We start from the raw sequence: 20,390 nt of genomic DNA on the forward strand, positions 1-20,390 counted from the left end.
GCCTCTTTACCTACAGTTGCTAGTCCTTGGAAACCGGAGAAAGTTTCGTGAGCGCATCCACGACCTGCTCCATGTGCATGCCGCGGCTGCCCTTCACCAGCACGACATCGCCTTCCGACACGACATCGCCCAGAAATTCAATCACTTCCTGCACGGAATCGAAGTGGTACGCCTGCGCCATGCCGGCAGCACGCGCTCCCTTCACGAATTCCTGCGCATCCTTGCCTACCGCAAGGAGGAGGTCAAAGTTCATCTCGGGCACGAGGGCGCCGATTTCCTTGTGCAAATCCTTGCTCGCCTTGCCCAGTTCGAGCATGTCGCCGAGCACCGCGATGCGGCTCCCGCGAATATCCATGTGGCCGATGGTCTGGAGCGCCATACGGGTAGAAGACGGGTTCGCATTGTAGCAGTCGGACACAATCTTGAAGCCCGCCGCCTTGCGGATTTCCATACGCATGTTGGTCGCACGGAAGTTCCCGAGGGCACGCGCGATGGTGGTACGCGGCACGCGGAATGCATCGCCCACGGCAATGGCTGCAAGCGAGTTGTAGAGGTTGTGCGTGCCCGGCACGTTCAGCACAAAGTGCGTACGCCCGATATAGAAATCGGCACAGGCATTCTCGTTCCAGGTAAGCTTTTCGGGCTTGATGATACCGCGCTTCACGCCGAAGGTCACCACGTTCATGTTCCTCGTCTTGCGCACCTTGCAGAGGCGCGGGTCGTCCGCATTCACGATAAGCGTGCCGCCCGCCTTCAGGCCTTCCCTGATGGTGATTTTCTCCCTGAAGACTCCGTCCAGGTCACCGAGACGCTCAAGATGCGAGGCGCCAATGTTCGTAATTACCGCCACGTCGGGTTCCACCGCAAGCGAAAGCGGGCGAATCTCGTCGGGGCCACTCGTGCCCATCTCGACGACGGCCGCCTCGTGGCTATGCTTCAGCTGGAACAGCGTCATCGGGACACCGATATGGTTGTTGAAGTTCCCCTGCGTGGCGTGCGTATTGTATTTCGCAGAAAGCACCGCCTTCACCATTTCCTTCGTGGTGGTCTTGCCGTTACTGCCGGTAATGGCAACCTTCTTCACCTTGAAGAGGCGCTGGTAGCCCTTCGCGAGCTTGAGGAGGGCCTTGGTGGTATCGTCCACCGGGGCGTACATCTTGATGGTATTCTCTTCAACGGATTCCTTGTTTACTACGCTCATCAGCGCTCCATCCTTTTCCATTTGAGGAACAAACTTGTGGGCATCGAAACGCGTGCCCTTTATAGGCCAGAACACAACGCCCTTGGCCTTCTCGCGTGAATCCAGGCAAAGATTCACCTTCCTTTTCAGAGTGCGGGCCGGAACGCCGACTGCATCGGTTTCCAGGATTTCCAGCATCTGTTGCACTGTCAAATCAAGTTTCAGCATTCTTCCATCGCCTTCACCGCCTGTTCGCGGTCGTCAAAATGGTGTTTCGTCTTCCCGACAATCTGGTAATCCTCGTGCCCCTTGCCCGCAATCACGAGCCAGTCGCCATCCTTCAGGGCAGCACATGCCTTGCGAATCGCCTCGGCACGGTCGGGGACAACCTCGAACTTTTCCGTCTTCATTCCGGCACGCACGTCCTCGATAATCGCAAGCGGGTCTTCCGTGCGCGGGTTATCGGAGGTGAGCCAGGCCTTGTCGGCAAGGGTTTCCGCAATATGCCCCATAATCGGGCGCTTGGTGCGGTCACGGTCACCGCCACAACCGAACACGGTCGAAAGCGTACCGCGGCAGAGGCTGCGAGCCGTATTCAGCACGCGCTCGAGGGCATCGGGCGTGTGGGCGTAATCCACAATCACGTGGCGGCCACCCTTGTTCCAGACCTTCTCAAAACGGCCCGGCACACGCACGCTCGCAATTGCCGCACGCATAGCGAGTTCCTGAATCCCGATGGCATTCGCCCAGGCGAGCACCAGCAATACATTATCCACGTTGAATTCGCCACATAGCGGCGTTTCCAGCTTTTCCTTCGCAATCATCGGGAGCAGCATCTCGAGCCCTTCCTCGGTGCTCTTCACCGCCCCCTCAGGCTTCACGTCGGCCTTCGCATTCCCGAGGCGCGATACGGCAACCGCCTTGCGGCCGGCCGCTTTCATCTCGTCAAAAATCTTTTCGCCATGCGCATCGTCGATGTTCAGTACCGCAACGCCATCTTCCGCAAGATACTTCGTGAACAGGAGTTTCTTTGCCTCGAAGTAGTTTTCCATCGTCTTGTGGTAATCGAGATGGTCCTGCGTGAGGTTGCTGAAGAGCGCGCTCCTGAAGCGGATTCCCGCCACGCGCCCCTGCACCAGCGAATGCGAGGAGGCTTCCATCACCAGGTCGGTGCAGCCCGCCGCCACGGCCTTCGCGGCAAAAGCGAACAGGTCCAGAAGCCCGGGCGTCGTAAGCGTCGCCACCACGGAGGTATCGCCAATCTTGTTCTTGATGGTCCCGAGGAGGGCCGTCTTCTTGCCCGAAGACTCGAGCATTGCGTTCATCAGGAAAGCGCTCGTCGTCTTACCGTTCGTACCGGTAACGGCATGGCAGGCCAGTTTCGCGAACGGGTCCTTGTAGAAAATCCTTGCGGCCTCGAGACGCGCCGCCTTCACGTCGGACACCTGAATCCACCTGGAGGTAAGCCCTTCGGGCGCAGGCAACTCGCTCACCACGGCAACGGCACCCGCGGCAACGGCATTGCGCGCAAATTCCTCGAAACCTTCCGTCGAAAGCGAGAAGAACAAATCACCAGGCTTCGCACGGCGGGAATCGTCGCACAGAACCTTCACAGACAAGTTCTGCATCAATCCTTCCGAAATCATCAGCCTCTCTCCTTGAGCGTCAACTTGCAAATGGTCCCCTTGCGGAGTTCTTCCTCGGGCTTCGGGGACTGCGCCACTACGCGGCCCTTGCCTTCGTATTCCACATTCACGCGTATATTGCCCATAATTTCCATAGCGTCACGGAGCGAAAGCCCGTTCAGGTCCGGCATTCTGGATGCCGAAACGTTCCCGAGCGAAAGCACAATGCCCGCATCGCCCGTTCCGTCCACATTCTGCGACATCACGCGGTTGCCTTCACCCACGAAGGTAACCTTGCAGCCCTTGTCATCGGCAAGTTTCTTGGCGCCATCGACAGTCAGGCCCATAAATTCCACATCGCAAGGGTTCTGCGGCTTGACCTGCGCGAGGTTATGCGAAAGCGGCGATGTTTCCGGATTGTAGTAGATGCCTTCCATAATCCGGCGGAAAATCGGGCCCGCGGTAAGGCCGCCCACGTGCTTGCCCTGCGGGTCATCGACCAGCACCAGGCACACGTAGCGCGTATCTTCCACAGGGGCAAGGCCAATGAACGATGCCACCTGATGGTCGCGGTCATACTTCTGCGTTTCCTGGTTGAACTTTTCTGCCGTACCCGTCTTGCCGCCGAACAGCACATCGGGAATCTTCTTCGAGACCACCTTCTTCGCTGTACCGCTGTTCACCACGCGGTAAAGCATGGAGCGGATTGTCGACGCCGTGCTTTCAGAAATCACGCGGCGCACGGGAGTCGGCGCTCTTTTCTCGACAACGCTATCCTGGGCATCGCGCCATTCACGCACAATCATCGGTTCCATCAATACGCCACCATTCGCGACTGCCGCATAAGCCATCGCCATCTGGATAGGCGTCACGGAAACTGCGTGGCCAAAACCCATCGTCTTCAGCGTACGGTCATCGCGCTTGAGTTCGTAGGGCTTGAGCAGGCGGCCATTTTCCTCGCCGGCAAAGAACTCCGACGTCGGCATACCGAAACCAAAACTGCGCGCCATGTGGTAGAGCTTGTCCGCGCCCACCTCGTCGGCAATCTTTGCAAACACGATGTTCGAGGATTGCACCATCGCCTCGCTCATGTCCATGTCGCCGTAGATATGCGTATCGCAAATCTTTTCCGATTTCGGGTTCCATTTCCAGCACTTGCCCTCGTTCTCGTAAACGCGGGCCGGGTCAACCACCTTGTTCTCGATTGCCGCAGCGGCGGTAATCACCTTGAAGGTAGAACCCGGTTCGTACGACATGGAGACGATATCGTTTTTCGACATGCGGCCAACGCCCTGCGTCTTGGAGTTCGGATCGAACGTCGGGTAGCTCGCCATCGCAAGTATTTCGCCCGTGTACGGCTCCACCACAACCGCGCTCGCGCTCTTCGCGTCAAATTCCTCGACACCGTCCTTAAGTTCCCTCTCGACAATTTCCTGTATGTTCTTGTCGATGGTAAGCACGAGGCTCATACCGGGTTCGGCCTTCGCCACTTCGCGGGAACGCGTGTAAAGGTCCTTCACCCCGACCCTGAGGCCACTAACGCCCCTCAGCTTTTCGTCAAAGGTAAGTTCAAGGCCCATGCTGCCCTTTCCATCGTGCCCCACCTTCCCGATGAGCTGGCTCGCAAGCTTACCCTGCAAGAAAAGGCGGCTATAGTTGTTCGCCGAATCGCTGACATTATCCGCGAACACGTTTCCATTACGGTCCAGAATACGGCCACGGTCGGCATGCACGTTTTTCGTGCTGACCACCATGCTCTCAGTCTGCGTCTGGTAAACTTCGCGGTTCACCACCTGGATGTTTATCGTCTGCCACGCAAGGATAGCGATGAGGCTCATCAGGAGCCACTTGATAAAGGCGAGCGGTTCTATCTGGACTTTGTTATTCACCGGCCCCTCCTTCGCCAATGACCTTCACCGGCACGGCATTCAATTCAAGCCCAGCAACCTTGGCAAAGTCCTTCAGGCGTTCCAGCGAAGAATACTGGTTCACCTTGAGTTTCAACTGCAGTATATCGCTCTCCAGGACAGTCGTCTCGTTCGAAAGCCTGCTATATTCCTTGTAGAGCGCGTTGATCTTGTTCTGCAAGTATAGCGGAGTCATGATACCGATCACGATAGCGAACGCGGCGAGCACGACGATCAGAGCGATCATCTTGTTCGTCTTCAGTACAGGCATTTTCACAGTTTCGCTCATACCCGTTCGTAAACCCTTAGTTTTGCAGAGCGAGCCCTGCTGTTGTTCGCAATTTCTTCGTTTGTCGGCAAAATCGGCTTGCGATTGACCTTCCTAAGCTTCTGGTGATTGCCACCGCACACGCATACCGGCAGGTTCTCCGGGCAAATGCAAGCGCGTTCGAATTCGGCAGCCGTTTCCTTGACACAGCGGTCTTCCACGGAATGGTAGCTCATCACCACCAGGCGGCCACCCACCTTGAGGCAATCCACCGCGGCGCGGAGGCTGTCCTCGATTTCCTTCAGTTCACCGTTCACTTCCATGCGTACCGCCTGGAATACGCGGGCCAAAAGGCCGTTCACTTCGCGCTTCTTGTCGGGGAATACCGATTCCACAACAGACTTCACGTCCGAGGGCAAGATGGCACGGCCTTCCTTTTTGGCGATAGTCGCCATTTCTACAAGGCGGGTCGCAAGTTTGAACGCACGGTCCATATCCGAATTCTTGCGGAGAGCACCGGCAAGCGTTTCTGCATCGACATTCTTGAGCCATTCCTGCGCAGAGGTTCCTTCACGGCGGTCCATGCGGAGGTCGAGCGGGTTATCGCCCACAAAGGTGAACCCGCGCTTGGAATCGTCGACCTGGTGGCTGCTGATTCCCAAATCGTAAAGGATGCCATCCAGAGTGTTCGGCGCAATCTCGTTCTTCAGCTCGCCAAAACGCACCGGATGCACCACGAACTTGCACTTCACACCCGCAAGGCGCTTGGTTGCAAACGCAACCGCTTCCTCGTCGCGGTCAAACGCGTGAAGCGTTCCTTCTTCGTTTAATTTATTTGCAATCGCGTAGGAATGTCCGCCACCGCCCAGCGTACAGTCGCCATAGGTACCGTCAGGCTTGATGTTCAACCCATCAAGGCATTCGGCAAGCATCACGGGGTCGTGATAGAACACGCCATCGGTAGCGCCGGCAAGAGCCGCAGAATATTCGTTTGTCTGTAAATTAGTTTGTCTGAGGTCAGCGTTTGCCATCAAGACCTCCCGACGAACCGATTAGGCGGAACATTTCGTCGAACGACTTCTGAGCAGCATCGGTATCGATCTTGCTCTTGTTTTCGAATCGTTCGGGGTTCCACAATTCCAGAGAGCGTCCACGACCGGGAGTGTAAACCACTTCTGTCGTGAGACCCGCATATTCCAACAATTTCTTGGGAATAAGAATGCGGTTCTGGCCATCCATTTCTACTAGGCTGGCATCGAGCTGTTTCCGGAATTCATCGGCTCGAGGGCGATCTATGAACGCATCGAGTTCGGCCATGAATTTGGCGTACTCAGGCAGCATGTACAACCGGAGGGTGTGGTCCGGGTCGCGAGCGACTACGAACTCAGTCCCTTCGGAAGCCCACAGCTGGCGACGGAGTTCCCTAGGGAAGGAAGACCTTCCCTTTCCGTCTATCGCCGTCTTGGCGCTGCCTATGAAATAACCTAAATCCATTTGATTCCTTGACACACTTTGCCACAACACTTATAACACATGGTAAAATTAAACATTTTCTACCACTACGGCAATAAAATTTTGGAATATCGCCCCCAGAAACCGGAAAACTTACAGAAAGCATACCTCGTACCGAGGTCCGATTTTGTTTTAGTGTTCAGATGTGCATTAACAAAAAAAAATGACCCTATCGGGCCAAGTTGGATTTATCAAACTAAATTTTGACTACGCTATGAAAAAGTTCAAGCTTACCAAACTGAAGATCAAGATCATCGCGATTGTCCTATTGTACCCTACCCTAGTCGTAGGGCACAACATCTATTTTGATGAAACTACGCTCTTCGGCATGCTGGCGCTGCCCTCTACCATCTGGTTCGGCCTTGCCATTTTCATCATGTGCAATGCCGGAGCGCTCCCTCCTGGAGCCAAGCCATACGAATACGTGGTCGAAGACGAGTTCGACAAGGCGCTAAAGAGCATGAAAAAGAATAAGGGAAAGGACAACAAGCCCAAAAGAAAATACCAAGGGCTTGATAAGTGAGACAAGGGAGGGCTAAAAGCCTTCATTTTGACATTTTAGCAGACCAAATCGGTTAAAAGTAGTCATTTAGTCTGTTTTTTTACAAACAAGGTAACAACATTTGTCTTTTTTCCAAACAAAATATGACAAAAAGAAGTCCTTTTAACACAGAATCTGCGCTAAAAGGCGTTAAAGCAGCAAATTTTATCACACACAAACTAATATATTGCAGACTAAACGTCCACAAGCAAGGCATTTGGTCTGCTATTTTGGCAAAAAAGCCTTGCGGATTATTTGCACGGGCACCTAGCGATTTTCACGCAAATACTTGATGGCGGCAAGGCCCGCAATGGCGCCCTCGCCCACGGCGACAGCGACCTGCAACGTACCGCCGGTGCAGTCCCCCGAGGCAAACAGGCCGGGAACCGTCGTCATGTAATCCTTGTCCAGCACGACGCTGCCGCCGTCAAAGGCGGCTCCCGCCTTCCGCGCAAGATCCATGGCACTTGCGCTGCCGAGGGCGACAAACAGTCCGTCGAGTTTCAGTTCCTCGCCATCATCGAACTTTACGCCGGCAAACGTTCCCTCGCCCACAAGGCCCGCGAGCTTTCGCTTGTCAATCCTTACTTTGTCTGTGAATTCAGCCGTCGGTTCCACACCATTCGTAAGGAGCGTCACACTTCCGACCACATTCAGGAGTTCATTGCATTCATGCAGGGCATACTCGCCCGACCCAAGAACCGCGACATCCTTCCCGCGGTAAAAGAACGCATCGCACACCGCGCAGTAGCTCACGCCGTGGCCTTCCATCTCGGCCATACCCGGGAGAGGAGTCTTCTTGCGGGCAGAACCCGTCGCCATGATGCACGCGCGACCACGGTACTCGCCCTTGAGCCCCGTCGCCACGAATTCCTTCCCGTCGAAGAACAGGTCGGTCACCTCGTCCTCTACAAGGTTCGCCCCAAGACGCTCGGCCTGCTTCTTGCCCACCTCATAGAGTTCTGCGCCCGTCAGCGGTTTCTCGAGCCCGTAATAATTCTCTATCATATGCGCCTTTTCGAGCGCACCGGCGCCCTTCCCGACCAAGATAACGTCCAATCCGGCACGCAACGCATAAAGCGATGCTGAAACGCCTGCCGGGCCCTGTCCAATAATCAACATATCTGCCATAAATACCTCTCGTTGTAAAAATACGAAATTTCCACACATTTTTTTACACTTGTTTTCAAAAAGCGGTTTTGCATACGGGACAAATTAAGTTATTTTAGATAATAGAATAGAGGATTTTATATGGAATGTAAAAAGCCCCGCGACATGTTCGTCGAAGCAGGCTACGGCCCGAACTTCGCCGACCAGCTAATCCAGAACGCATTCAGCAAACTCTTCGAGGGCGACCCCATCGACGAGCGCGTGTGCTTTGATGCAGCCGACGACATGGCATACATCATCGACATCGGCCACGACGACATCCGCTCCGAGGGCATGAGTTACGGCATGTTCATTGCCGCCCTCACCGGCCACGACAAGCTTTTCCAGAAACTCTGGAACTTCGCGAAGAAATACCTGCGCAACGACGACGGCCCGCACAAGGGCTACTACTCCTGGCAAGTCTCCACCACCGACTTCTCGATGATGGACCCGGGGGCTGCCCCCGACGGCGAGGAATACATCGCGGCAGCCCTCCTCATCGCCGCAAAGAAGTTTAGCCGCGACGACTACAAGCAGGAGGCCATCGAACTCATCAACTGCATCAAGAACAAGCCGTTCAACGAACTCGTGGGCCCGATGATCGACCCCGAAAGGAAGCTCATCAAGTTCTCGCCCGTGCTGGGCAACGACTTTACCGACCCGAGCTACCACACCATCGCGTTCTACCGCGCCTACGCCGATGCGACCGGCGACAGCGAGTGGCTCGAAATTGCGAAGAACAGCATCGAGTACCTGAAGAAGGCCGCCCACCCCGAAACCGGCCTCTGCGGCGACTACTCCGAATACGACGGCACCCCGAAGGCAATGCCCTGGTTCCCCGAAAGCAACTGCTTCAGCGGAGACGCCTGGCGCGTTGCGCTCAACCTGAGCCTCGACTACGCACTCTTTGGCGGCGACGAGAGCGAGAAGGAAATCTGCACGCGCCTGCTGAACTTCTTCGAGAACAGGAGGCCCTACCTCTCTGACTACGCGACCGACGGCGGGCCCTACCCGCGCCAGGGCCGCAACGCCACGCTGGGCATTATCGCGATGAACGCAGCCGCCACGCAGGTACTCGATTCCGAAGACCCGCTGGTAAAGCCCTTCGTCAAGGACCTCGCGGCACTTTCCGTCCCGTTCCGCTTCTGGCGCTACTACGACGGCATGCTCTACATTATCGGGCTCTTGGCCACCGCCGGTAAGATTGAATTCTAGAACAAGGAGAACACGATGAAACAGAGAACCATCCTCATTGGCGCTACCCTTGCGGCAGCACTTGCATTCACCGCCTGTGACGACATCCGCGTGCAGGAATTCCCCGACGGAAAGGTGCGCATGGAAACCACCTACGTCAAGGACAAGAAGCAGGGCCTCGAGAAGGAGTACTACAACAACGGCACTCTCCGGCGCGAGACCACCTACAACGCCGACCGCAAGGAAGGCCTGCAGAAGGAATACTACGAGGACGGCACGCTCCAGGCCGAAACCCCGTTCGCCGACGGCTACATCGAGGGCGAAGTCGTGAAGTACCACAAGAACGGCAAGCTCGCCTCCAAGGCCAAGTACCAGAAGAACAAGCAGGTTGAATTCGGCGAGGTGTTCGACCCCGACGGAACTCCCGCGACCGACGGCAGCTACAAGGACCCGCGCGACGGATACGCCTACCAGTGGATTCGAATCGGCACGCAGCTCTGGACCGCAGAGAACATGAACTTCGGCACCTACGAAGGTTCCGTGTGCAACCAGTGCAACCACTGGGGCCGCCTCTACAACTTCGAGAACGCGAAGAAGGCCTGCCTCGAAGGTTTCCACATGCCCACCAAGGATGAATGGAAAACACTCCTCACCTTCGCCGAGACAAGCGGCAAGGTCGGCACCGTGCTCAAGGCCGGCTTCGGCTGGGACCCCATCAAGGAAGGCGGCAACGACTACGGCAACGGCAAGGATGAACTCGGGTTCGGCGTGAAGGCCGGCGGCGCACACTTCGCGAAGAGCGATGTTCCGCTGAAGGAACGCAAGTTCGAAGATGCCGGCAAGAAGGCCTACCTCTGGACAGCCGAAGGCGAAGTGCTCGTGTTCTACCACGACAAGGACATCGCGAAGTTCGAGAAGTTCAATCCCGAATTCGGCGCAAGCCTCCGCTGCCTGAAAGACTAGGCAACAATGTGAAATGTGTAGTGAGGAATGTGGAATGAAAAATTGCTCCGGCCAAACCGGAGCGATTTTTTTCAACGAGAAACTTCTTTCGTCTTTCGTCTATAGCAAGTCTCGCAGAGACTTGCGTCCTTTCGTCTAAATCACGTCGTGTATTCCGCGTTGATCTTCACGTAGCCGTAGCTCAGGTCGCAGGTAAACGCGCTTGCGGATGCCTGCCCAATGTTGAGCACGAGCGTTACTTTGTATTCACGCTGGCGCACCACGGCATGGAGTGCCGCCGTCTGGGCCTCGTCAAGCTGGAGCGGGCGCCCGCCTTCCAAGACCTTCACGTCGCCGAAGTACAGGTCGGTGTGTTCGGCCACCATGTTGCAACCGCTGGAACCCGCGCTGCTGAGGATGCGGCCCCAGTTCGGGTCTTCACCGAACATCGCGCACTTCGCAAGGTTGCTGGTACCGATAAAGCGCGCCATGCGGAGCGCTTCTTCGTGGCTTTCGGCCTTCTCGATACGCAGTTCGATAAGCTTGGTGGCACCTTCGCCATCACGCACGATGTCTTTTGCGAGGCTCTGCATGATGAGCATGAGAGCAGCACGGAACTCGCCCTGTTCGCTCAAGCTCAGGTCCTCGTAACGAAGCCCGCTCATGCCGTTTGCTAGCAAGATGCACGTGTCGTTCGTGCTCGTGTCGCCGTCCACCGTAATCGCATTGAAGGAATCGGCGATGTCGGCACGGAATTCGGCAAAGAAGTCTATGGGGAGCGAGATGTCGGTCGTGATGAAGGCAAGCATCGTCGCCATGTTCGGGTGAATCATGCCCGAACCCTTGCAGGCGCCGCCAATCGTAATCACGCCCTTCTCCGTCTGGATTTCCACGGCGTGGCTCTTGAGGGCAAGGTCGGTCGTGAGGATTGCGCGCCCGAATTCCTCGGAAGCATCGGCATGCAGTTTTTCCACGAGCTTCGGGATTCCCGCCTCGATCTTGTCCATCGGCATCAGGTGGCCAATCACGCCCGTGCTGCAAACGAGCACGCTCTTCGGGGTAAGGCCAAGAGCCTCCTCGGTCATCACGGCCATGCGTTCGGCATCCTTGTAGCCCTGTTCGCCGGTACAGGCGTTCGCGTTGCCGCTGTTCACCACGACTGCAGTCGCGAAGTGTGCGTGTTCAAGCGCAGCCTTGTCGTACAGTACCGGAGCGGCCTTCACCTTGTTGGTGGTAAAAACGGCGAAACAGCGGGCCGCCTTCTCGCTTTTCAAAAGCGCCATGTCGGCGTTACCGCTGGCCTTGATGCCAGCGCAAATTCCAGATGCGGTAAAGCCCTTGGGTGAGCAAACGCCGCCTTTTTCCAGCACAGTGTACATAGTATCTCCTAAAAAGAAGCTTTCTTTGCGATTCGGGGCTCGCAACGCCCGTTAAAATTTTTACCTTGTAGAGCATGGAAAAGATCAAGTTTACACAGGAAGCTTTCGACAAGCTCATCAAGGACCTAGAAAATTTAAAAAATGTTGAACGCCCGCGCGTATTGCAGGAACTGGTTGATGCCCGTGCGCAAGGCGATTTGAGCGAAAACGCCGAATACCACGCAGCGAAGGAACGCCTCGCCTCCATCGACAACATCGAGATGCCCAGGCTCCAGGACCAGATTGCCCGCGCCGAAGTCGTCGCGTTCGACCCGAATTCCGACACCATCCGCTTTGGCGCGAAGGTCACGCTCCTCAACGCAAAGACCAAGAAGAACGTCGTGTACCAGCTGGTGAGCCCCGAAGAGGCAGACGCCCTCAACGGCAAAATCAGCTTCAAGAGCCCCATCGGAGCCGCCCTCATGGGCCAGAAGAAGGGCGAAACCATCGAAGTCACGACCCCGAGGGGCGTAAACAAGTTCCAGATTATCGACTTCAGCTAACTGGACCCGCAGATGATTATCGCGCTCATCGGCAATGACGATTTCTCGAAGGACATGCGCATCGAGAAATTCCTGCAAGATACCCTCGGCGACCGCAAAGACGACCCGATGGCAAAGCAGATTCTGTTCGCGACGGACCCGAACATCGCCTCCATCGCGGAGTCGGTCATTACTGCATGTGACAGCGTATCCATGTTCTCGCCCGAACAGACGGTCGTCGTCCGCAAGGCCGACGAACTCAAGGCCGACGACACGCGCGAACTCACCAAGTGGCTGAGCCACAAGCCCAACTGCACACTCCTTTTCGAGTTCTCGAAACTCGACGGGCGCGGGGAACTGTACAAGACACTCAAGAGCGTGGGCGAAATCGAGAAATTCGACGAACCGCCCCAGTACAAGATGGCCGACTGGATTGCGGCCGCAATTCCCTCGCACTTCAACAAGGCAATCGACAGGGACGCCTGCTACTACCTCGCCGACGCGCTCGGCAACAAGACGAAAATCGTCTGCGAGGAAGTCGAGAAGGTCCTGATGTACGACCCCAACTGCAAAAAAATCACGCTCGACCTCGTGAAATCCATGGTGGTTCCGCAGCGCAAGAACGCGTCGTACGAAATAAACACGCCGTTCGGGCTACGCGACGTGAAGGCATACACCCGACTGCTGAACGAAATGTTCAGGAACGGCGTGGAAGCAGTCCCCATAGTCGCATCGCTCTACTACTACGCCATTGACCTGCTGAACTTCATGACCCTGACCGAAAAGAAGATGTCACCTGCCGATGCCGCAAAGGCCATGGGCAAGAACGACTACGTGTTCAACAAGCTGGGGCGCGCCCCGGAATGCGCCAAGCGCTGGAGCAAGCCTCTGCTCTGCAGGGTAATTCGCCGCCTCTCCGATATCGACTACGAAATCAAGAGCGGAAAGTGCAGCACGAAGATCGCACAAGAACTCGCCCTCGCTGCACTCGTCGTGCGATAGTGCAACTAGGGACGGCATACGCACGGCTGGCCCTCCCTCTCTAAAACAATTCCAATATAAACAGAGAAGCCCGCTTGGAGCGGGCTTCTTAAGTTCTTGAAGGAACGGCTTAGTTCCAGTCGTCCTGGACGTCGTTTGCAGCAGGTTCCGGTGCGGCGGGAGTTTCCGCAGCGGGCTCGGATGCCGGAGCAGGTTCTGCGGCAGGGGCAGGTTCCTGTGCAGGAGCCGGACTGGTTGCTGAGCCTGTCGAAGCATCAGCGGCAGGAGCGCTCTGAGCAGCGGGCTGTGCTGCAGGAGCAGCCTGTTGTGCAGGCTGTGCAGCCGGAGCCGGCTGTTCCACCTTCTGCATCTGCGGAGCGCCCTGTTCAGCCACTTCGGCGGAAGGTTCGGAAAGTTCCACGTTGCCGATGTAATTGCGGATAATGCGCGGGGTCACGAAGATCACGAGGTCCTTCTTGACCACGGAATGACGCGTATACTTGAAGAGGTTGCCGAAGAACGGAATGTCCTTGAGGAACGGAATGCCGCTCTCGGATTCCTGGGTCTCGTTACGGGTCAGGCCGCCGATAATCACGGTCTCGCCGTCAGCCACCACGACCTTCGTCTTGGCTTCCTGCGTACTGATCACGATTTCGCCCTTGGAGTCGTAATCGTAGGAGTTGTTTTCCGGGTGCAGGTCAAGCAAGATGCGGTTGTCGCCCGAAACGTGCGGGGTAACCGTCAGCTTGATACCGGTTTCGACGAGCTGCGTAGAAGATTCACCGCTATCGTCAATCACGCGGATAGAAACCTTGTCACCCATGAACACCTGGGCTTCGGTATTGTCGAGCGTAGAGACCTGCGGGCTCGCGAGCACTTCGGTAGAAGCGTCACCCATCAGGCTCGACACGGCGAGCTTCAGGTTGTTGTCGAACAGGCTCGTGGTAATAGTCGTTGCGGCACCGCTAACAGCAGGCGTTGCACCGTTGTTCGGGAAGGACGTAACCATGGCAGCGCCACGGCTAGACCCAGCCTGGCTTCCGTAAGTACCGTTTGCCGCACCCGGAGTCATAGAGACGTTGTTGCCGAGCATCGCGCTCCAGTCCACACCGAGTTCGCGGGCGCGCTGGCTGTTCACCACCACGAGCTTCGCAGTAATCATGATCTGGAGGGTTTCCACGTCAAGTTCGGTAAGGGCGTTTTCCATCTGCTCAATCTTAGAATCGGTATCGTACACGATAATGGAGTTCGTGCGTTCCACGACGGTGATACGGCCACGACCGCTCTTCATGCTTTCGAGCACCTTCACGAGTTCGTCGGCCTTCGCGTGGTGAATCTGGAAGTTCTTGCGTACGAGCGGAGCAGTATCTTCCTGCTGCTTTTCCTCGTCGGCAATCTTCTTCTGCTTGGCCTGGTAAGTACTCTGGCGCTGAACCACGATGTACTTGTCCTGAATAACCCAGGTGAGGTCATTGATTTCGCAGATAATGTCGAGCGTTTCCTGCCAGGTTTTCTTGGTGACCTTGATGCTCATCTTGCCCTTCACATCGGGAGCAAGCAAGATATCGACACCCGCAACCACAGAAACAGAGCGGAACACGGCACTGAAGTCAGTGTCCACGAACGAGAAGTCGTACAGCTTCTTGTTGGGTTCCACGGAACCCGACGCGGGGGCAGCACAGACCGAGGAGAGTCCCACTACCAGGGACAGGACCATGAGTATTTTAATCAGCTTTTTCACTTTTGACCCCCAAATTTATCGGGAAGACCCATAGAGTAGCGACGGCTCACGCCAAATTCTTGAATAAGGAAGAGCACGTCTGTTTGTGTGATTTTAAGAACTTTTCCGTTGAGAATCTTGTCGCCTTCCTTAAGCGTGTAGGATATGGAAGGATTCTTGGATTCCACGAGGAGCGCCATCGGGACATCGGATTCCCAGATAATACCGACAAGTTCGACCTGGTCGATGTTGATGCCTTCTTCCACGAGGCCCTTGATTTCGACAAACGGGTCACGACGGCCGAAGGAACTGTAGGTCACGCGGTCATCGTAGAGGCCGTCGAGCTGGCTGCCAGCAATCTCGCCATTTTCGGAAAGAATCTCGCCCCTTTCCTTGTCGACCTGCTTGAGGCGCTCCGTCTGCACGGCGGAAAGTTCATCCATGTAACTGACTGCGCGCTTGTTCACGAAGCCGATGTGGCTACCGAACTGCACCTTGCAATAGAGGCCCGAAACATCGAGGCTCACGAGGCGGTCACCGAAGGTGAGGCGCTTGAGCACCTGCGAGTTGTCGTTGGGCGCGGCAAAAAGTTCAATTTCGTCGGCGACGACAATGAGTTCACGTACCACAGGGCGCAGGTGGAATGTCTGCGAACCCGAGACGAGCTTCTTGCTTTCCTTGTCGTGCTTGCTCACGAAAGTTTCAAAGGAGGGCTTTTCTTCGGCCGACTTCATCCAGTCGCGCACGAAGATTCCATCCGGATGGGCGCTCCAGAAGAGGAAGCCATCCTTCTTGATAGTCGTTTCCCGGACCTGCAAAATAAGTGCACCTTCCTGCACCACGATAACGGGCTTCGCGTTCTGCTGCAACTGCACCTTGAGGCCGTTCGCACCCCAGGTCACGTGCTTCACGAGCGTACCCGCACCAATCTTGAACACCGGCGACTTTTGCGGGCCGGCAAGCCCGATAACAATCGTACCCGCCTTGTCCGGACCAGTCACGTTCTGCAGTTCAATCGGGGTGGTCGCCACCAGGCGGAACTGTTCCATGCCGGAACCCACGAGCACCGTCATTTCCTTCAGGTTCGGGAGGAGTGCAGAAATCTTGCCGCCTTCCTTGATAGCCTTGTCGAGGTTCTTCTGTTCCTCGGCAATGCGCTTCTCTTCTTCCTTCGCGGCCTTTTCTGCAGCCTTCTTCTCTTCGAGGGCGCGCTTCTCGGCTTCTTTCCTTTCGGCAGCCTCGCGCTTGCGTTCCTCGAGAGCAGCCTTTTCCGCAGCCTTCTTTTCTTCGAGAGCACGCTTTTCAGCCGCCTTCTTCTCTTCGGCTAAACGCTTCTTTTCTTCGGCAGCAGCCTTTTCTGCGGCCTTCTTGTCGAGAGCGGCCTGCTTTTCGGCAGCCTTCTTCTCTTCGGCAAGGCGCTTCTTTTCTTCAAGGGCAGCCTTCTCGGCGGCCTTCTTTTCTTCGGCGGCACGCTTCTTCTCTTCGAGGGCGGCCTTTTCAGCAGCCTTCTTCTCTTCGGCAGCGGCCTTCTCGGCAGCCTTCTTGCGGTCAGCAAAGAGCTTCGAGAGCGTCCAGGCCTTCCCGCCCTTGCCGGCGAGTTTCAGCATAAAGTCCGACTTGTTGAGAGCAATCTCGTTCTTGTCAGATTTAATCGCAGAACCGACAATCAAGTCAATCTTCAAGAAATCCGACCCGCGGAAGGGTTCCTTGTAGACCTTCATGGACTTGACCCATTCCGAGGAGGGGTCAATTTCAAACGCACCCATGCCAAGAGCGAACTCACTCGTCGAAAAACCGAGGGTAAGCTTGTGCGACTTGGCATCGTACTTCTGGAAGAATGAGGGCAAATCCTTGTCCGAGGCAAACTTGAACGTGACGGCGCAATTGCTCTTATCGCAACCGAAACTCACATCCTTAATCTGAGCAGCGTTCACGGCCACCGCGACGAACAGGAACAAAGTAATTAATTTGTTCATCATCATGGGCCAACCTTCTTGGATGTATAGGTGGTCAGGTTAAACGACACCGACACCGTAATGGGAGTCCAGCCGTGGGTTTCCGCCTTCTGGAGTTCGGCGGCAATTCCCGAGTAGCGGTTCAACCTGAGGTTCGTAATCGCCGTCGGGTAATTGAAGTTCGCAATTTCAGCAAACAGGTAGCCCAGCATGTGGTAACCCGAGTTGACCGCGATGGAGTAGCGGTTCTCGATGTAGTGTTCCTTCTGGGAAGAACCTTCCGGATTGAACTTCTGGATCTGCACGCCCGAACTGCGTAGCACGGCATACAAATCCTGCAGGCGCAGCGGAACCTTTTCCTCTTCGGGGAACATTTCCTTCAGCTTTTCGAAATCCTTCTCGGCCTGCACCAGCTGCAGTTCAAGCTCCGCAATGCGGTGCTTCTTCGCGTTAATCTTGTCGAGTTCGGACTGTGCAGTGCTGAGTTCAGATTCTAGTTGCTGCTTCCTTTGTACATACGGGTTATACACGTAGTCGTATGTGTAGTAGATAAGACCCACAATAAGGAGACATACAACAATCAGGTATATGTTCTTCTTGTCTTTAAAATCGAAATTACCCATGCTAGCCCTCCCCCAGGTCCTGCTTCAGGACTATCTTGATGGTAAAGCTATACGCTTCCTCGCCATCGACCTTGGTGGTAGCGATAGTCAGGAGCGACACCTTTTCAACGCTTACCTGCTTCTCGAGCTTGACCATGTACTCGGCCACTTCCGAGAAGTCAAACGTCATGCCCTTCATCTCGAGGTTGTCTTCCGACACCTGGTTGAGGCTCGTGAGCCACATGTTGGGCGGCAGCACCGACGACACGTTTTCGAACAGCACCACCCAGCGACGCTTGCTCACCTGGATGCTCTTGAGCGCATTAATCTTGGTATTGACAATCGCCTGTTTCTGTTCGAGGTCGCCAATCTTCGTGAGCAATGGACGTTCACGTTCGACTTCTTCCTTCACGCGAGTCACATCGTTCTCAAGGCTCATGATTGTTTCGTCAATCAAAATGTTCGCGTACATGAACCCGACAATAGCGACAATCAATGCCAGCGTAGGCCAAACAATGCGGCGGTCAGTAATCCACGAAAGATCCTTCTTGACCTTGCGGTACTCCGGAGGCAAGAGGTTAATCGAAATGCATATCGAACGCTTTGCGGCGTTCTTCGCTTTCGTCTTCGTCTTAGTCTTTGTTTTCTTTTCTGCCATTAGTCAAACTTCCTCATAGCAAGCCCAAGCGCTGGCGCAAGGATGTTGGATAAAGCGAGGGACACGCCCGATTCGCCCACCACGCTCGCATCACATTCAACGTAACGGAACGGGTTCACGGTGTCGGTCTCTATGCCGGAACGTTCGGCGATATATTCCTTCAAGCCCTTGATGGAGGCGCCACCGCCGCCGAGCAAGATCTTGTTCAGCGGTTCGGAATCTTCCGAAGAAGAGTAGTAGCGGATACCGAATTCCACCTGGGCCATAATGTCTTCAAAGGCAAGCTTCAAGGCCTCTTCCACTTCGGCTTCGGCAAACCCGTCCACGATGCCCAGATCGCCCGTCTCGAAAATCTCGTGGCACTTGGCGGCATCGACACCGAGCGTCACGCCGAGCTTTGCAATAATCATGTCAATCGAGCCACCGGTCATGGCACGCATGGAGTGGAACTTGCCCTGCTGGATGAACCCGATGCTCATCTTCTTTTCGCCGATGTTGATGACGGCGGTAGTCTGCTTGAGGTCTTCTTCGGAAGCGGTCGCCGTGTAGGCGTTCAAAAGGCCGAAGATATCGACGTCCATCGCGGTGAGCTTGAGCCCCTTCACGGTAAAGAACTGGGCCCAGGAATCAAGAAGCGCGTTTTTCGCGGCAACGACGTTCGCCTTGACTTCCTCGCCTTCGCGGGATTCAATCTCGTAGTCAATCACGTTGTCCTGGTCATCGAAGGGCGGACGGGACTGCGCGGTCTGGAGAATAATCGCCGACTCGTTGCCGTTCTTCGGCACCTTCACGCTAATCCTGTCGACCAGCACGCCGCCGGCGCCAGCACCGCAGTTCACGCATGCGACAATATCGGTATTGGCATCGCGGGTATGGCGCATCATCATCTTGGTGAGCGCCTCGCTCAAAAGTTCGTAGCCGTCCTTTTCCTTCTTGCCGTCGGGACCTGTCGTAGGTTCGCCCTCGCGACGTTGGATTTCGCCGTTAATGACGGAGCCTTCCGGAACGGGTTCCGTATCAATCTCGACGACAACATGGCCACCGCGACTGTTGTGGTAAACCTTCACGTACTTGATGCTGTAATGGCCAACATCGATGCCGATAGTCTCGCGTTCACCGCGAATTCGAGCGAGCAAATCTAGTGCCAAAGTAAACTCCGATCGGAAACAATACTACCCTAATTCTACCTTTATAAAAGCAAAATGTCAAGAGAAAAATGCATCTAAGTCATTAAAAATCAACTAGTTAGCGCATTTTCGGCCATTTCTTTTGCCTTTTTCGCTTATTTACCTCAAATATGTACTGCAAAACGCGTTCCTGGGTCCATCCGAAGGCTCCGGTAAAGGACGCCGTCATGGAGAAAAGTTCCGGATAATCGCTGTTTTTATGGCCTAAACTGCGCAAAATCTCAATTTCCACGTCTTCGGGGCCAAAACTCGGGAGTTCGAAATGGATATGCACGTGGGTACCGCCCGGGTATTCCTGCGGAAGCCCGATAAGGATACCGCCGGCAGACAGGTCGTAGAGGACGCCCGAAATCTTGGAACCATCGGCAAGGGTGACTTCGACCGGGAAATTGACAATTTCACGGAGCCAGCGACGCAGCTGCTGCTTTTCAAGATCGTTCGAATGGCGAAGGACAAGCTTCCCGGGTTCGCTATCCATTACCTTCACATACGCAGAATAGACCGCGTCCTCAGGACGGGTCCAGCGGATGCGGACTTCCTTGCCCACGTAGGACTTGCCCGGACCGAAACTGTCGTCGTAAGAGACCTTCCAGTACTTCTCGCGGCGTGAAAGGATTTCGGAATGCTTGAGCTTTGCCCCGCCGTCGAACAGGATGTCGACACGGTTACCCACGTTGAACTGGCGCGTACACACGATTACGGTGAGCGGATTCGCCGCATCGAATGCAAGTTTCTCGCGCAGCCCCGTTATGGCGTCCAGCGTCTCGTCACGAACCTTGTCCACATCGCGGAAATCGTAGAAGTCGCATACGGCTGCCTCGAACAGGTGCGAGGAATTCAGCACGGCATCCTTGTTTTCGAACTTGGATGCACGGACCAGTTTCTCCATTGTCCGGATTTCCTTCGGCGTAAGGCCGCGTTCTTCCACCTTATTCTCGAAATCCTTCGTCCCGAACATTTCCGCGTTTTCGCGGCGGTCATTGGAACGATGAATCTCAATGAGGACTAGGAGCACCAGTCCCAAGATGGCGATCGAACAAATCCAGAACAACTGAGCAGGCAGAATCAC

At 55.4% G+C, this 20,390-nt stretch carries 19 protein-coding genes; 5 read left to right on the plus strand and 14 right to left on the minus strand.

What is annotated here, in order from left to right; all coding sequences use genetic code 11:
- Positions 1-19: 19 nt before the first annotated feature.
- The 6 genes from murF to BUA44_RS03700 are packed head-to-tail and all read right to left on the minus strand — an operon-like array spanning position 20 to position 6,474.
- Positions 20-1,408 carry a UDP-N-acetylmuramoyl-tripeptide--D-alanyl-D-alanine ligase gene (gene murF, locus BUA44_RS03675; protein WP_072808683.1) on the minus strand — a complete coding sequence of 463 codons (1,389 nt, stop codon included), beginning with the start codon at positions 1,406-1,408 and terminating at the stop codon, positions 20-22.
- A complete protein-coding gene (locus BUA44_RS03680) occupies positions 1,402-2,826 on the minus strand; it encodes a UDP-N-acetylmuramoyl-L-alanyl-D-glutamate--2,6-diaminopimelate ligase (RefSeq protein ID WP_072808685.1) in 1,425 nt (474 codons plus the stop codon). The genes murF and BUA44_RS03680 overlap by 7 nt, the downstream gene beginning before the upstream one ends.
- Positions 2,826-4,694: a penicillin-binding protein gene (locus tag BUA44_RS03685; protein ID WP_255370448.1), complete on the minus strand. Its 1,869-nt coding sequence runs from the start codon at positions 4,692-4,694 to the stop codon at positions 2,826-2,828. The genes BUA44_RS03680 and BUA44_RS03685 overlap by 1 nt, the downstream gene beginning before the upstream one ends.
- The gene (locus BUA44_RS03690; RefSeq protein ID WP_143151850.1) at positions 4,687-4,989 is read right to left on the minus strand and encodes a hypothetical protein; all 303 of its coding nucleotides are present in this window, start codon (positions 4,987-4,989) and stop codon (positions 4,687-4,689) included. The genes BUA44_RS03685 and BUA44_RS03690 overlap by 8 nt, the downstream gene beginning before the upstream one ends.
- 8 nt (positions 4,990-4,997) lie before the next feature.
- The gene (rsmH, locus tag BUA44_RS03695) at positions 4,998-6,011 is read right to left on the minus strand and encodes a 16S rRNA (cytosine(1402)-N(4))-methyltransferase RsmH (protein WP_072808689.1); all 1,014 of its coding nucleotides are present in this window, start codon (positions 6,009-6,011) and stop codon (positions 4,998-5,000) included.
- Positions 5,998-6,474: a division/cell wall cluster transcriptional repressor MraZ gene (locus BUA44_RS03700; RefSeq protein ID WP_072808691.1), complete on the minus strand. Its 477-nt coding sequence runs from the start codon at positions 6,472-6,474 to the stop codon at positions 5,998-6,000. The genes rsmH and BUA44_RS03700 overlap by 14 nt, the downstream gene beginning before the upstream one ends.
- Before the next feature lie 232 nt (positions 6,475-6,706).
- On the opposite strand from BUA44_RS03700, the gene BUA44_RS03705 reads away from it, so the two are divergent.
- Positions 6,707-7,015 (plus strand): hypothetical protein, encoded by a 309-nt coding sequence (locus BUA44_RS03705; RefSeq protein ID WP_143151851.1) that lies wholly within the window; start codon positions 6,707-6,709, stop codon positions 7,013-7,015.
- 285 nt (positions 7,016-7,300) lie between these two features.
- On the opposite strand, the gene BUA44_RS03710 is transcribed toward BUA44_RS03705, so the two are convergent.
- On the minus strand, positions 7,301-8,164 hold the full coding sequence (locus tag BUA44_RS03710; RefSeq protein ID WP_072808695.1) for an NAD(P)/FAD-dependent oxidoreductase: 864 nt from the start codon (positions 8,162-8,164) through the stop codon (positions 7,301-7,303).
- Between the two features lie 120 nt (positions 8,165-8,284).
- Between BUA44_RS03710 and BUA44_RS03715 the strand changes: the two genes are divergently transcribed.
- Together BUA44_RS03715 and BUA44_RS03720 are read left to right on the plus strand one after the other, a co-directional pair.
- Positions 8,285-9,397, plus strand: a complete 1,113-nt coding sequence (locus BUA44_RS03715) for a glycosyl hydrolase family 8 (protein ID WP_072808697.1) — start codon at positions 8,285-8,287, stop codon at positions 9,395-9,397.
- Between the two features lie 15 nt (positions 9,398-9,412).
- Positions 9,413-10,339: an FISUMP domain-containing protein gene (locus BUA44_RS03720; protein ID WP_072808699.1), complete on the plus strand. Its 927-nt coding sequence runs from the start codon at positions 9,413-9,415 to the stop codon at positions 10,337-10,339.
- Between the two features lie 140 nt (positions 10,340-10,479).
- Here the strand turns inward: BUA44_RS03720 and argJ are convergent, their stop codons facing one another.
- Positions 10,480-11,697 (minus strand): bifunctional glutamate N-acetyltransferase/amino-acid acetyltransferase ArgJ, encoded by a 1,218-nt coding sequence (gene argJ / locus BUA44_RS03725; protein WP_072808701.1) that lies wholly within the window; start codon positions 11,695-11,697, stop codon positions 10,480-10,482.
- Between the two features lie 74 nt (positions 11,698-11,771).
- Here argJ and greA point away from each other — a divergent pair, with 74 nt between their 5' ends.
- Complete coding sequence (gene greA / locus BUA44_RS03730; RefSeq protein WP_072808703.1) at positions 11,772-12,239, plus strand: transcription elongation factor GreA; 468 nt, start codon at positions 11,772-11,774, stop codon at positions 12,237-12,239.
- A gap of 12 nt (positions 12,240-12,251) precedes the next feature.
- Positions 12,252-13,220: a DNA polymerase III subunit delta gene (gene holA, locus BUA44_RS03735; protein ID WP_072808705.1), complete on the plus strand. Its 969-nt coding sequence runs from the start codon at positions 12,252-12,254 to the stop codon at positions 13,218-13,220.
- Positions 13,221-13,329: 109 nt separating this feature from the next.
- On the opposite strand, the gene pilQ is transcribed toward holA, so the two are convergent.
- From pilQ to BUA44_RS03765, 6 genes are all read right to left on the minus strand, one after another.
- Positions 13,330-14,940: a type IV pilus secretin PilQ gene (pilQ, locus tag BUA44_RS03740; protein ID WP_083579456.1), complete on the minus strand. Its 1,611-nt coding sequence runs from the start codon at positions 14,938-14,940 to the stop codon at positions 13,330-13,332.
- Positions 14,937-16,901 carry a hypothetical protein gene (locus BUA44_RS03745; RefSeq protein ID WP_255370449.1) on the minus strand — a complete coding sequence of 655 codons (1,965 nt, stop codon included), beginning with the start codon at positions 16,899-16,901 and terminating at the stop codon, positions 14,937-14,939. Before BUA44_RS03745 ends, pilQ begins: the two co-directional genes overlap by 4 nt.
- Complete coding sequence (locus BUA44_RS03750; protein WP_072808707.1) at positions 16,898-17,497, minus strand: type IV pilus inner membrane component PilO; 600 nt, start codon at positions 17,495-17,497, stop codon at positions 16,898-16,900. Before BUA44_RS03750 ends, BUA44_RS03745 begins: the two co-directional genes overlap by 4 nt.
- 1 nt (position 17,498) lies before the next feature.
- Positions 17,499-18,134, minus strand: a complete 636-nt coding sequence (locus tag BUA44_RS03755; RefSeq protein WP_072808709.1) for a PilN domain-containing protein — start codon at positions 18,132-18,134, stop codon at positions 17,499-17,501.
- The gene (gene pilM, locus BUA44_RS03760) at positions 18,134-19,282 is read right to left on the minus strand and encodes a pilus assembly protein PilM (protein WP_072808711.1); all 1,149 of its coding nucleotides are present in this window, start codon (positions 19,280-19,282) and stop codon (positions 18,134-18,136) included. Before pilM ends, BUA44_RS03755 begins: the two co-directional genes overlap by 1 nt.
- 97 nt (positions 19,283-19,379) lie before the next feature.
- Positions 19,380-20,390, minus strand: a complete 1,011-nt coding sequence (locus BUA44_RS03765; RefSeq protein ID WP_072808713.1) for a PilZ domain-containing protein — start codon at positions 20,388-20,390, stop codon at positions 19,380-19,382.

This window comes from Fibrobacter sp. UWR3 (assembly GCF_900143055.1).
GTDB lineage: Bacteria > Fibrobacterota > Fibrobacteria > Fibrobacterales > Fibrobacteraceae > Fibrobacter.

What these genes read in the sequence shown, in the direction of transcription:
- murF (WP_072808683.1), bottom strand. Translation starts at nt 1,408, where the DNA reads ATGCTGAAACTTGATTTGACAGTGCAACAGATGCTGGAAATCCTGGAA.
- BUA44_RS03680 (WP_072808685.1), bottom strand. Translation starts at nt 2,826, where the DNA reads ATGATTTCGGAAGGATTGATGCAGAACTTGTCTGTGAAGGTTCTGTGC.
- rsmH (WP_072808689.1), bottom strand. Translation starts at nt 6,011, where the DNA reads ATGGCAAACGCTGACCTCAGACAAACTAATTTACAGACAAACGAATAT.
- BUA44_RS03700 (WP_072808691.1), bottom strand. Translation starts at nt 6,474, where the DNA reads ATGGATTTAGGTTATTTCATAGGCAGCGCCAAGACGGCGATAGACGGA.
- BUA44_RS03705 (WP_143151851.1), top strand. Translation starts at nt 6,707, where the DNA reads ATGAAAAAGTTCAAGCTTACCAAACTGAAGATCAAGATCATCGCGATT.
- BUA44_RS03710 (WP_072808695.1), bottom strand. Translation starts at nt 8,164, where the DNA reads ATGGCAGATATGTTGATTATTGGACAGGGCCCGGCAGGCGTTTCAGCA.
- BUA44_RS03715 (WP_072808697.1), top strand. Translation starts at nt 8,285, where the DNA reads ATGGAATGTAAAAAGCCCCGCGACATGTTCGTCGAAGCAGGCTACGGC.
- BUA44_RS03720 (WP_072808699.1), top strand. Translation starts at nt 9,413, where the DNA reads ATGAAACAGAGAACCATCCTCATTGGCGCTACCCTTGCGGCAGCACTT.
- argJ (WP_072808701.1), bottom strand. Translation starts at nt 11,697, where the DNA reads ATGTACACTGTGCTGGAAAAAGGCGGCGTTTGCTCACCCAAGGGCTTT.
- greA (WP_072808703.1), top strand. Translation starts at nt 11,772, where the DNA reads ATGGAAAAGATCAAGTTTACACAGGAAGCTTTCGACAAGCTCATCAAG.
- holA (WP_072808705.1), top strand. Translation starts at nt 12,252, where the DNA reads ATGATTATCGCGCTCATCGGCAATGACGATTTCTCGAAGGACATGCGC.
- BUA44_RS03745 (WP_255370449.1), bottom strand. Translation starts at nt 16,901, where the DNA reads ATGATGATGAACAAATTAATTACTTTGTTCCTGTTCGTCGCGGTGGCC.
- BUA44_RS03750 (WP_072808707.1), bottom strand. Translation starts at nt 17,497, where the DNA reads ATGGGTAATTTCGATTTTAAAGACAAGAAGAACATATACCTGATTGTT.
- BUA44_RS03755 (WP_072808709.1), bottom strand. Translation starts at nt 18,134, where the DNA reads ATGGCAGAAAAGAAAACAAAGACTAAGACGAAGACGAAAGCGAAGAAC.